This is a genomic window from Desulfobaculum sp. (genome assembly GCF_054921475.1).
In genome coordinates this window covers 23,277-34,533 of the sequence record NZ_JBUDSW010000003.1, presented here as the reverse complement: position 1 = coordinate 34,533, position 11,257 = coordinate 23,277, and the positions used below count along the sequence as shown (strand labels likewise).

Genomic DNA, 11,257 nt, shown 5'->3' with positions numbered 1-11,257 from the left:
GAGGTACCCATGCGGAGCGCAAAGGTATTGTGCCCGCCACGGACGCGGGACATATACACTTGCGTGACGGCGACCTGATACCCGGCGCGGGCCACACTCTTAGCCAGCAGCTGACCCATGGTGACGAGCCCCTGCCCGGCGGCTCCGCCAATAACGACATTTACGAACCGTTCAGACATAGTGCCTCCTTGTTGGCAAAGCTGTGGCGCTCTGCTCAGGCGGTGTCCATTCCTTCGGTCTCGGCGGCTTTGACCCACCCGTGCGGGTCACTAAAATAGTATTGCAAATCCGTAAGCAGCAGGATGACTTCCTGTCCGGAGGCGATCATTATTTCAATGAACCGGCGCTCCTCGTCCTGCGCGGCAGCCTCGAACTGTCCGCTATAATAGCCGACGACGGCCTTTTCCATATCAAGGGCAAGCTCCACGCTTTCCTGCTCGCGCTCAAGCGGGGGCGGCGCGGGCTCAGTCCGCGCCGCCAACCGCCGAAAAAGAACGCGCGGGGGCACGCCGCCCCCCACAGGATCAGGAGCCGCCGCCCACAGCTCTCCCCGCAGGGACAGCTTGGCAACATGGGCGCGCCAGACGGATGTCTCCTTCTCGCGGTGGAGAAAGGCAAACATCATACTGCCGAGCGGGTCACTACAGGCGGCGCTGGCTCTGTCGTAGAGCACGGCGCTTTTCCTGTTCATCTCGATGATGGTGTCGAGCATTGTGGTCCGGTCATGCATGGCGCAATCCTCCCATACTGCGGGCGGTTCCTTCCTGTACGACGCGCTACTGCGCCGTCGTCGGCGGCGTGAACACACGCTTGCCGAGTTCCTGATCAAGCATAAACAGGCCGCTGCCTTCCTTGCCCATCAGCTTCAGGCGGTCCAGAACGTTATTCACGCTGTCCTCTTCCTCCACCTGCTCTTCAACGAACCACTGCAGGAAGATATTGCAGGCGTGGTCCTTTTCGCTGATGGCGGTGTCCACCAGCTCGTTGATGAGTTTGGTGACGTGCTGTTCGTGCTTGAGGGTTTCCTTGAACACATCAAGAGTGTCGTCCCACTTGGACGGGGGCTGGTCGATGCTCTGCAGCTCAACCTTGCCGCCGCGCTCCAGCACGTAGTCGTAGAACTTGGTGGCGTGGAAGAGCTCTTCCTGCGCCTGCGTACGCATCCAATGGCTAAAGCCGGGCAGGCCCTTGTCCGCAAAGTAGCTGGACATGGAGAGGTACAGGTAGCTGGAGTAGAACTCCCACTTAATTTGCGCATTCAGCGCCTTTTCCATTTTTTCACTCAGCATGTGGTTTCCTCCTATTGGGACCATGCCGCGGGGTGCGTGCCCCGCTCGTTTTCGCAAAAGAAGCGCCGGGCGGCGCTCTCGCCCAATTGGGCGACTCTTCAAAGGATACACATGATTGCGATTATCGCAAGCAAAGCTGTACCGGCGCGGGTTTGCGGCCTGTGCGGGCGGCGCCCGGGCAAAAGCAGGGTTGCCCTCGGCGCGAGAATGGTGCACAAGGTGGTTCACCCTGTTGCGTCGGCCAAACGGCCCGCGCCACGTTCTCGAACCGAAACGGAGGATAGCTCCTGATGCACGACCAGCCGGTGTTCACCAACGCCCCGCGTGAAGCCAATACCCAAATGACGTGCAAATCGTGCAACGGCACGCTCCGCGTCATCCGCGCCTGCAAGGAAGTCTACATGTTCTGCGACACCTGCGGCGGACGCTTCGCCCTCGGAGAATACATGGAATTCTTTGATCAAATCGAAGAATTCATGGCCAACGTGCCCTTCGATCGCATCTGACGTCGCCCCCGTTCGTCACCCGCCAGCATACACGACAATTCCTTCCGTAGGGGCCTACCCCGACGATTTCTTGCGCCTTTACCGCGCCCTGTCCGTCAGCCGACACACTCTCTCCTGAATTTTCGCCCCCCTGCTGCCCTTCGTTTATTCGCAACGCGGAGCAGAAAGCCACTCCCGCACGCCCAGCTTGCGCCCTGCGCCAGCGGCCTCTCGTCTGCGCGGCCTCTGGCCCCGCGTGTGGCGACCGCCCTCACCCTGCCGCGCAACAACGCCGCGCCGCATTCGCGCTTTCCTTCTCCCCATGCGCGCATCCGCCCCCGACCATTCACCTTTTGCCGCCACGTCGGGCACCAAAATCCTCAACTATCCTAAAGAAATCCCACACAGGTCCGATAGGGCATCTAGATACAATGATGCACTTTTTCCAACAGGCGTCACCAGGAGAAGACCTGATGAAAAGACATGTGATACTCGCGGCCGCGCTGAGCATACTCGTGGCCACACCTCCAGTTCATGCGGAAGACAAGACGCCGACACCGGGCGAGCAGATGCTCGCGTCTTCGGGCCAGCATACGCTTGGTCCGGGCAGTGGCGTGACCTCTAAATTCGGTGGCGTCATCCATAAGGATGGGGAAACCCACGGCCTGCGCAACCAAGGCACCATCCACCCCGGCGTGCTCGTCTCCGACGGCAAAGACGGCTATATCTGGCTGCACTCCAACGACCCCATGTCCGCCCCGCCGGAACATATGGCCGCTGCGCAAGAATTGCGGCTGAAAATCCGCGAACTGGCGGCGCAGCTGCTGGCCGATGGCCCTGACCTTGGCGGAGCGGTGACCATTCCCGTCTCCTTCGTCAATCAGGACAACTTTATGCGCACCTCGTCCTTTGGGCGTTTTGTGGCGGAGCAGATGTTCCACGAGCTGTCCCGGCGCGGCATCCCCGTGCGCGAATACCGCACCATGCCCACGGTAGCGACCTATCCCGCCAACGGCGAGTTTGTGCTGACCCGCGACATGGAGCGCGCCGCCCCACAGGTGCAACCGGGCCTTGTCCTAGCCGGAACCTACTACTTTGACGAGAACTCGCTCTTTGTGAATGCCCGCCTGTTCCGCCCAACGGACGGCGTGGTGGCCCGCACGGCATCCGCGCTTATCCAGCAGACGCCGCTGACCAAGGCCATGCTGGCCAAAAGCGCGGCGCGCCAGCTGCGCACGGCGGAGACGGAGATGCGCTCCTATGACGAGATGAAGGACAAGACCAGCCTCGGCTTCATGCTGGAGCAGGACGACCTGCACTAGCCCCGGAGGAGAGAATGAAACGACTGCTTCCCATACTGTTGACCGCCGGGGTCCTGCTGGGCGGGTGTTCGCTGGGCGGGGTTTCGCCGCTCATCAACACCACCCGCGCCGACGCACTGCCCTATAATGAACTGGCCCTGCGCAACCTTGCCCTAGGCCGGGACTATCAGGGCCAAGGGCGCTTTGAACTGGCGAGGGAGACCTTTCTGCAGGGGCTTGCCGCCGCGCAGCGCGAAGACATGCGCGCCGCCCTGACGGAAGAAATTGAAACAACCGACAGGCTCATCAGAACCAGACGATAGGACGGCACCATCATGCGACACATTTTTCTGATACTTGCCGCGCTCTGCATCTTTGCCACTCCGGCGCTGGCCGGAAGCATTCCGCAGACCGCCGACACGCTGGCCACCACGCTGGACGCCCAGCTGGCCGAACGCCTTGGTCTGGAACACGGCCCCGCACGCGGCACGGCGCTCATCGTCACCACACCGGCCAACCTTGACGACCTTGAGCAAAGCTCGCCCCTCGCCCGCCAACTGGCCGAGGAATTGGCAACATGGTTTGTCGGCTCCGGCTACAAGGTGCAGGAAATCCGCAAGGGCAAGTACATCCTGCTCAAGCCCGGACGCGGCGAAATGCTGCTGACGCGCGACGTGCAACTGGCGGACAACCGCTACGTGCACAGCGCGGTGATGCTCACCGGCACCTACTCCCGCACCAGCAAGCACGTGCGCTTCAATGTGCGCCTTATCCACACCCCGTCCAACGAAGTGCTGGCCATGTCCAGCGCCACCCTGCCCCTCACTCACGAGGTCGCAGAACTGCTCAATATGGATGCCCGTGAGGAGATGAGCCGTATCAGGCCGTCCGTGGAGACACACATTCTGCGCTCCGGCGATGTACAGACCACGCGCCGCCCAACCCCGCTCATCGTGCCGGACTCCATGGCGCAGGGACCGGACACCATCGACCTGACCACGTATTAACCGTTATTGCGCACCAGACGCATTTCACGTACAAGCCCTGTGCCGCTCCACCAGCGGCGCAGGGCTTTTTTGTATGAACCCCAACCTTTTCGAGACGCCAATGCTTTACGCTCTCGACATATTCGGCACCTTTGTCTTCGCCATCTCCGGCGCATTCAAGGCCTCGCGCAACAGCCTCGACATTCTCGGGGCCATGGTCCTTGCCGTGGCAACGGGCGTGGGCGGCGGCATCATCCGCGACGTGCTGCTGGGCGCAACGCCGCCGACGGCATTCCATGACGAGGTGTACCTCTTTACCTGTCTGGCTGGCGCGCTGATTGTCATCCTTGTTGCGCCGTATGTTGCGCGGCGCTGGAATATGGTCATGACCGCCGACGCCCTCGGCCTTGGCGTGTTTGCCGCCATTGGCGCGGCCAAAGCCGCGAACTACGGCCTTGGCCCCATGGGCATCGTCTTTATGGGCACCCTGACCGCCGTTGGCGGCGGCGCCATCCGCGACCTTCTGGCGGGTGAGGTCCCGGCCATCATCCGCACGGACTTCTACGCCACGGCCGCCATCCTCGGCAGCCTCGTCTTTCTCTCCCTTGGCGCGGCCGGGTTTGGGGAGTCCATTCAGGTGACCGGCACCATCGTCAGCGCCACCGCGCTGCGCATCTTTGCCATGCGCACCAATATGCACCTGCCGCGGGTGCGCCGCGCGGACTCCGGCGACGACGCCCAGCCCAAATAACCACACCGCTCCAAGACCTCCGCGCTACGACGCGGAACCAGTCCACCGCCGACGCGCAGAGCCAGCCGTTCAACGCTGCTGTGCATTGCGGCCCCGCTGCCTTGTCGGGGGCATCGCCTCATCAAGCCGCCGGACTTTTTGGCTCAAGAGGGAGCCCAACACGCATCGCGCATAGAAAAAGGGCCGGAACGATATTCTCGTTCCGGCCCTTTGCTTTGGCTGTACGCTTACCGCACGGGGCGGTTAGTGGGCGTGACCGTTCTCACAGTTTTCCTTCATGAGGGTCTGGGAGATGGGGCCGACGTTGTCGCCCCGGCCACTGAATATCTGCTCCGGGTCGGGGCAGATAAGCGCGTGCTCAAGCACCTCATCCATATTTTCGACTTCAATGATTTTGAGGTCGCGCAGGATGCTGCCGGGCACGTCCTTGAGGTCCTTGGCGTTGTCCTTGGGGATGATGACGGTCTTGATAAGACCGCGGTGCGCCGCAAGGAGCTTTTCGCGCAGGCCGCCGATGGGCAGCACGCGTCCGCGCAAGGTAATCTCGCCCGTCATCGCGAGGTCGTTGGAGACCGGGATGTTCAGCAGAGCGGAGATGATGGACGTTGCCAGCGTGATGCCTGCCGAGGGGCCGTCCTTGGGGATGGCGCCTTCGGGCACGTGCACGTGGATGTCGATGCACTTGTAGAAATCCGACTTCAGACCAAACAGGTCGGAGCGGGAGCGCAGGTAGGAGACGGCAGCCTTGGCCGACTCCTGCATCACATCGCCGAGCTTGCCGGTAATGGACACCTTGCCGGAACCGGGCATAAGCGCGGTTTCCACCATAAGCATCTCGCCGCCGAGTTCGGTGTACGCAAGGCCGGAGCTGACGCCAACCTGCGGCTTCTCTTCCTTTTCGCCGTAGCGGTACTTCGCCACGCCAAGGAAGTTGGACACCGTCTGCATGGTCACGCGCATGGACTTTTCAAGGTCCTTCTCTTCCACCAGCTTCATGGCCGTCTTGCGGCAGATGCCGGCGATTTCGCGCTCCAGATTACGCACGCCCGCCTCGCGGGTGTAGCGGCGGATAATCTCAAGGATGGCGTTGTCGGAAAAGACCACGTTGTCGTCCTTGAGGCCATGTTCCTTCACCTGCTTGGGCACCAGGAACTGCTTGGCGATTTTGCTCTTCTCCGTCTCCAGATAGCCGGGCAGCTGGATGATTTCCATACGGTCCTGCAGCGGCAGGGGGATGGAATGCAGGCTGTTGGCCGTGGTGATGAAGAAGACCTTGGACAGGTCGTAATCCATGTCCAGATAGTGGTCGTTGAAGGTGCCGTTCTGTTCGGGGTCCAGCACCTCAAGGAGCGCGGCGGACGGGTCGCCCCGGAAATCCGTGCTCATCTTGTCCACTTCGTCCAGGCAGAACACCGGGTTGTTGTACTTCACCCGCTTGAGCGCCTGAATAATCTTGCCGGGCAGCGCGCCAACGTAGGTCCGGCGATGGCCGCGAATTTCGGCCTCGTCGCGTACGCCGCCAAGGGACAGGCGAACAAACTCGCGGCCCGTGGCGTGGGCGATGGACTTAGACAGCGACGTCTTGCCAACGCCGGGCGGGCCGACAAGGCACAGGATGGGGCCCTTGATGGTATCCACCAGCTTTTGCACGGCAAGGTACTCAAGGATGCGCTCCTTGGGCTTCTTCAGGCCGTAATGCTCGGCCTCAAGGATGCCGCGGGCCTTGTCGATGTCGAGGTCCGTCTTCTTGTAGACGTTCCACGGCAGGTCCAAAATCCAGTCCACGTAGTTGCGCACCACGGTGTATTCCGCGGAGGACGGGGGAATCTGGCGGAGCTTCTTGACCTCGCGGAGAGCCTTTTCGCGGTTTTCCTCCGCCATCTCCTTCTCGGCCAACTTGCGCTCAATCTCGTCCACCTCGGCCATGGGATCTTCTTCGCGCCCCATTTCCTTGTTGATGGCCTTGAGCTGCTCGTTCAGATAGTACTCGCGCTGGTTCCCTTCCATCTGGGACTTCACGCGGGATTTGATTTTCTTTTCAAGGAAGGCGATCTCAATCTCACCCTGCAGGAGCGTATAGGTCTCCTCCAGACGCTTGACCGGGTCCAGCTCTTCCAAAAGGGTCTGCTTTTTGACGTAGTCCGCCTTCAGGTGCGGCATAACGGCGTCGGCCAGCCGGCCCGGGTCCGTCAGGGACGAGATGGCCATAATGGTCTCGGAAGCGAGCTTCTTATTGACCTTGCCGTACTCGTCGAGGGACTCGTGCATGGCGCGCACCAGCGCCTCGCCGCCGGAGGTGCTCTCCGCCTGCTCCTGCACGCGGGAGACGGACACCAACGGGAACCTCACGTCATCGTCGTCGTCTTCCAGAAAGTCCTCGGGCAGGGGCTCAAAGCCCTTCTCGCGGGACCAGCGGGCGCGGTACAGCCCCTCGAACAGCACCTTGATGGTGCCGTCGGGCAGGCGCAGCAGTTGCAGAATCTTGCTAACGGTACCAACTTCGTACAGGTCTGCCGGTTCGGGCTTTTCCGTTTCCGGCGATTCCTGCGCGACGAGAAAAATCTTTTTGTTGAAATCGGACAGCGCGGTCTCGATGGCTTTGACAGAGGCTTCCCGTCCAACGAACAACGGCACGATGGACCGGGGGAACATGACCACCTCGCGCAGCGACATGAGAGGCAGTTGTATATGAGCGGAATGGGGATCGTTATCCACCATCGGGAAATCGGACATGCACTCCTCCGTTTCGGCAACAGGGTCTTGCTCCATCCGGGACGGATGGGACTCTTCTCAACCTAACTCCGTATCGTGGATTGTCAATCGCCAATGTCCGATTCATGTGCGCCCCGCTGGTCGGGACCGAGCGGGGCGCAGCGAATATCGGTATTGGCTAGGCTGATTTCACTTCCTGCCGGAAGATCAGCAATGGTTCCTGACCGCTATCCACAACGGCGGAATTGACAACGCACTCTTTCACACCTGTCAGTGAAGGGAGCTTGTACATGATGTCGAGCATGATGTTCTCAAGCACGTTTCGCAGGCCGCGGGCGCCGGTTTTGCGCTCCAGCGACTTGCGCGCGATGGACTTGAGCGCGTTTTGGGTGAAGCGCAGTTGCACATCGTCCAGCTCGAAGAGCTTCTTGTACTGCTTCACCAACGCGTTTTTCGGTTCGGTGAGGATGCGGACCAGATCGTCCTCCGTCAGCTCCTCAAGGGAGGTGACGATGGGGATACGGCCGACAAACTCGGGGATGAGACCGTAGCGGATAAGGTCCACGGGGTGCACGTCCCTGATAAGGGTGGAGAAGTCCTTCTCCTTTTTGGAGGCAACATTGGCGCCAAAGCCAAGGCCGCCGCCCTCTTCGCGCTGCTGGATGATCTTTTCCAGCCCGATGAACGCACCACCCAGAATGAACAGGATATTGCCCGTGTTCAGACGGATGAATTCCTGCTGCGGGTGCTTTCTGCCACCCTTGGGCGGGATGTTCGCCTCGGTGCCTTCAATGATCTTCAAGAGCGCTTGCTGCACGCCCTCGCCGGACACATCACGCGTGATGGACGGGCTGTCGCCCTTGCGGGCGATCTTGTCGATCTCGTCCACGTAGATGATGCCCTTGGAGGCGGATTCAATGTCGTAGTCGGCATTCTGCAACAGCTGGACGAGGATGTTTTCCACATCTTCACCAACGTAGCCCGCCTCGGTCAGCGTGGTGGCGTCCGCAATGGCGAACGGCACCTTGAGCACGCGCGCGAGGGTCTGGGCGAGCAGGGTCTTGCCCGAACCGGTGGGTCCGATAAGCAGAATGTTGCTCTTGTCCAGCTCCACATCGCCAGCCTGGCTGCCAGCAAAGAACACACGCTTGTAGTGGTTGTGAACGGCCACGGCCAAGGTCTTCTTGGACTGGTGCTGGCCGATCACATAGTCGTCGAGAAGGTTGCGGATCTCTTCGGGGGTGAGGAGCTTGCCGTCCTCAACATCCTCGGTGAGACTCTCCTGGGCAATAATTTCATTGCACAGGGAAACGCACTCGTCGCATATGTAAACGTCGGGGCCGGCGATGAGCCGCTGCACCTCTTCTTGGCTTTTGCCGCAGAAGGAGCAGCACAATTCCGGTGGCAGGCTCATCTTGGAATCAGACATAGGCCTCTTACTCCTTGCTATCTTCCGTAATATCCTTTCGGGATACCAGGATCTTGTCAATCAGGCCGTAACCCTTGGCCTCTTCCGCGCCCATAAAGTGATCGCGGTCCGTATCCTTGACAATGGTGTCTAGGTCCTGGCCGGTGTGTTTGGCCATGATGCCGTTGAGGTGCTCCTTCATGCGGATCATCTCAGCGGCGTGAATCTCGATATCGGACGCCTGACCCTGCATGCCGCCGAGCGGCTGGTGGATCAGAATCCGTGAATTAGGCAATGCATAACGCATACCAGGCTCGCCGGCGGTAAGCAACAGGGCGGCCATGCTGGCGGCCTGACCCATGCACAGGGTTGCCACGGGAGCCGAGATATACTGCATGGTATCATAAATGGCCATGCCAGCCGTCACGACACCGCCGGGAGAATTGATGTACAAAAAGATTTCTTTCTCGGGATTTTCCGATTCCAGGAACAGCAGCTGCGCACAAATGAGACTGGCCACATGGTCGTCAACGGGGGTGCCGAGGACGATGATGCGGTCCTTCAGAAGCCTCGAGTAAATGTCGTAAGCGCGCTCGGTGCGTCCGGTGGTTTCAACTACGATGGGTATCGTGCCCATGGATATCGCTCTCCCTTGTGTGCAGTTCGTGTAGCTCTGGTGAAAAGATTGTCTCAAGGAAAATAATACGCCAAAAGGACTTGGCAAGTCCACTGCCAAATCCCGACGATATTCTCAGAAGGCTTTTTGTCTCGGGAGGTTGCACCCGAATCCGTCATGAGGAGGAATATGCCGAGCCTGCAGCCAGTGGATGACAGCGCTGCCCGGCCCTGGCGGGGAAGGGGAGAAAACAGGCGGGGAGCACAGGACTCCCCGCCGTGTATAGAGTGCTATTTTTCTTCCTTTTCGGCCTTGTCGGCGGCAGGAACTTCCTTCACATCAGCCTGTGCGTAGATAAGCTCCATGGCCTTGTCGGCGAGGAGGCGGTCACGCAGGGCGAACATGAGGTTGTTTTCCTCGTAGGCGCGCTTGAGGGCCTCGGGGTCCATGCGCTGGCGCATGGCTTCCTGGAAGATGTAGGTCTCCACTTCCTGAGGATCGACGGACAGGTCTTCCTTTTTGGCAACGGCCAGCAGGAAGAGCTGGGTGCGCACGAGCTCTTCGGCCTTCTCGCGCTGCTCTTCGCGGAGCTCTTCGGGAGTTTTGCCAAGGCTCTCCAGACGGCGGCCTTCGCGCTCCACGCGCTCCTTCACATCGGCCACGAGGCGGTCGATGTTCTCTTCGAGCAGGCTCGGGGGCAGCATGAACTCGGTCTTTTCCATCAGGCCGTCCAGCAGCTTCTTCTGGGCGTCGGCCTTGGCGAGATTCTTGCGGCTGGTCATGTAGGAGCTTTCGATGGTTTCACGCATCTTGGCTACGCTATCAAAACCGCCGGCCTTCTTGGCGAATTCGTCGTCGACTTCGGGCTTCACGCGCTCCTTGATGGAGTACAGGGTCACGCGCATGGTCACGGTCTGACCGGCGAAGTCCTTGTTGATGAAGTCCTCGGGGAAGGTGATGTCGCCTTCGCCCTTTTCGCCCTTTTTCAGCTTCTTGACGATGTCCTCGAAGCCTTCCAGAGCCTGACCTTCACCGATGGGAAGCTCAAAGTTGTCGGCCTTGATCTCGTCCAGCTCTTTGCCTTCGCTCCACGCGTTGAAGCTGATGACGGCAACGTCGCCGTCCTGAGCGGTGCGATCTTCTTCGATCTCCTTGGTCTCGCTCATGTTGGTCCGGATGCGCTCGATGACTTCCTCGATTTCCTCGGGCTTGACCTCTACGGCCTCTTCCTCGACGGAAAGGTTGGAATAGTCGGGCATCTCGAACTCGGGAGCGACTTCGAAACCGACGGAGTAGTTGAAATCTTCGTCACGGACGAGTTCCTTGGCGTCCACGTCCAGACGGGACAGGGGCTGCAGCTTGGACTCGCCGAGGATCTGGTTGATCTGCAGGTTCACCAAGTCGTTGGTGGCTTCCTGATACACCTGATCCTTAAAGCGGGACTCGATGAGGGAGGACGGGACCTTGCCCTTGCGGAAGCCCTTGATGTCCACGGAAGTCTTGTACATGGCGACAGTGGCCGTGATGGCGGCATTCGCCTCTTCAGCGGGGACGGTAACGTTGACCTTCCGCTCTACCGGAGAAATTTCTTCGACTGTATATTCCATTGGATGCTCTCCTCCTTGAGCCTTTTGGGCAAGCCCAGATGATATCTGTTATCCGTTGCCCGGCGGCTTCGCCCCGGGCTGATGTGGACGTTTTCCACGTGA

Annotated in this window: 12 protein-coding genes; 5 read left to right on the top strand and 7 right to left on the bottom strand. The window is 60.2% G+C overall.

Annotated features, from left to right (window positions below):
- The 3 genes from ACY69P_RS00525 to ACY69P_RS00515 form a co-directional block, all read right to left on the bottom strand.
- Window positions 1-179 (bottom strand): 2-oxoacid:acceptor oxidoreductase family protein (locus ACY69P_RS00525; RefSeq protein ID WP_462326208.1); only part of this gene is annotated, 179 nt, incomplete at its 3' end.
- A 35-nt stretch (window positions 180-214) separates the two neighbouring features.
- The gene (locus ACY69P_RS00520) at window positions 215-730 is read right to left on the bottom strand and encodes a hypothetical protein (protein WP_462326207.1); all 516 of its coding nucleotides are present in this window, start codon (window positions 728-730) and stop codon (window positions 215-217) included.
- A 46-nt stretch (window positions 731-776) separates the two neighbouring features.
- Window positions 777-1,289, bottom strand: a complete 513-nt coding sequence (locus ACY69P_RS00515) for a ferritin (protein ID WP_404844728.1) — start codon at window positions 1,287-1,289, stop codon at window positions 777-779.
- 290 nt (window positions 1,290-1,579) lie between these two features.
- Between ACY69P_RS00515 and ACY69P_RS00510 the strand changes: the two genes are divergently transcribed.
- From ACY69P_RS00510 to ACY69P_RS00490, 5 genes are all read left to right on the top strand, one after another.
- On the top strand, window positions 1,580-1,795 hold the full coding sequence (locus ACY69P_RS00510) for a dual CXXC motif small (seleno)protein (protein WP_404844727.1): 216 nt from the start codon (window positions 1,580-1,582) through the stop codon (window positions 1,793-1,795).
- A gap of 452 nt (window positions 1,796-2,247) precedes the next feature.
- A complete protein-coding gene (locus ACY69P_RS00505) occupies window positions 2,248-3,096 on the top strand; it encodes a FlgO family outer membrane protein (RefSeq protein ID WP_462326206.1) in 849 nt (282 codons plus the stop codon).
- Window positions 3,097-3,110: 14 nt separating this feature from the next.
- Entirely contained in the window at window positions 3,111-3,398 is a 288-nt protein-coding gene (locus ACY69P_RS00500; RefSeq protein ID WP_459899563.1) for a hypothetical protein, read from the top strand.
- Between the two features lie 12 nt (window positions 3,399-3,410).
- Window positions 3,411-4,082, top strand: a complete 672-nt coding sequence (locus ACY69P_RS00495) for a FlgO family outer membrane protein (protein ID WP_404844724.1) — start codon at window positions 3,411-3,413, stop codon at window positions 4,080-4,082.
- A 100-nt stretch (window positions 4,083-4,182) separates the two neighbouring features.
- Complete coding sequence (locus ACY69P_RS00490; protein WP_459899561.1) at window positions 4,183-4,812, top strand: trimeric intracellular cation channel family protein; 630 nt, start codon at window positions 4,183-4,185, stop codon at window positions 4,810-4,812.
- 243 nt (window positions 4,813-5,055) lie between these two features.
- On the opposite strand, the gene lon is transcribed toward ACY69P_RS00490, so the two are convergent.
- The 4 genes from lon to tig form a co-directional block, all read right to left on the bottom strand.
- Entirely contained in the window at window positions 5,056-7,545 is a 2,490-nt protein-coding gene (gene lon, locus ACY69P_RS00485; RefSeq protein WP_462326205.1) for an endopeptidase La, read from the bottom strand.
- Window positions 7,546-7,702: 157 nt separating this feature from the next.
- A complete protein-coding gene (gene clpX, locus ACY69P_RS00480) occupies window positions 7,703-8,953 on the bottom strand; it encodes an ATP-dependent Clp protease ATP-binding subunit ClpX (protein ID WP_459899557.1) in 1,251 nt (416 codons plus the stop codon).
- A gap of 7 nt (window positions 8,954-8,960) precedes the next feature.
- Window positions 8,961-9,569 carry an ATP-dependent Clp endopeptidase proteolytic subunit ClpP gene (gene clpP / locus ACY69P_RS00475; protein ID WP_404844720.1) on the bottom strand — a complete coding sequence of 203 codons (609 nt, stop codon included), beginning with the start codon at window positions 9,567-9,569 and terminating at the stop codon, window positions 8,961-8,963.
- A 269-nt stretch (window positions 9,570-9,838) separates the two neighbouring features.
- Window positions 9,839-11,155, bottom strand: a complete 1,317-nt coding sequence (tig, locus tag ACY69P_RS00470; RefSeq protein ID WP_462326204.1) for a trigger factor — start codon at window positions 11,153-11,155, stop codon at window positions 9,839-9,841.
- Window positions 11,156-11,257 lie beyond the last annotated feature (102 nt).

Excerpts from the sequence above, each read along its gene's own strand:
- clpX (WP_459899557.1), bottom strand. The coding sequence starts at position 8,953 with ATGTCTGATTCCAAGATGAGCCTGCCACCGGAATTGTGCTGCTCCTTC.
- ACY69P_RS00520 (WP_462326207.1), bottom strand. The coding sequence starts at position 730 with ATGCATGACCGGACCACAATGCTCGACACCATCATCGAGATGAACAGG.
- ACY69P_RS00505 (WP_462326206.1), top strand. The coding sequence starts at position 2,248 with ATGAAAAGACATGTGATACTCGCGGCCGCGCTGAGCATACTCGTGGCC.
- ACY69P_RS00490 (WP_459899561.1), top strand. The coding sequence starts at position 4,183 with ATGCTTTACGCTCTCGACATATTCGGCACCTTTGTCTTCGCCATCTCC.
- ACY69P_RS00495 (WP_404844724.1), top strand. The coding sequence starts at position 3,411 with ATGCGACACATTTTTCTGATACTTGCCGCGCTCTGCATCTTTGCCACT.
- lon (WP_462326205.1), bottom strand. The coding sequence starts at position 7,545 with ATGTCCGATTTCCCGATGGTGGATAACGATCCCCATTCCGCTCATATA.
- ACY69P_RS00510 (WP_404844727.1), top strand. The coding sequence starts at position 1,580 with ATGCACGACCAGCCGGTGTTCACCAACGCCCCGCGTGAAGCCAATACC.
- clpP (WP_404844720.1), bottom strand. The coding sequence starts at position 9,569 with ATGGGCACGATACCCATCGTAGTTGAAACCACCGGACGCACCGAGCGC.
- ACY69P_RS00515 (WP_404844728.1), bottom strand. The coding sequence starts at position 1,289 with ATGCTGAGTGAAAAAATGGAAAAGGCGCTGAATGCGCAAATTAAGTGG.
- tig (WP_462326204.1), bottom strand. The coding sequence starts at position 11,155 with ATGGAATATACAGTCGAAGAAATTTCTCCGGTAGAGCGGAAGGTCAAC.
- ACY69P_RS00500 (WP_459899563.1), top strand. The coding sequence starts at position 3,111 with ATGAAACGACTGCTTCCCATACTGTTGACCGCCGGGGTCCTGCTGGGC.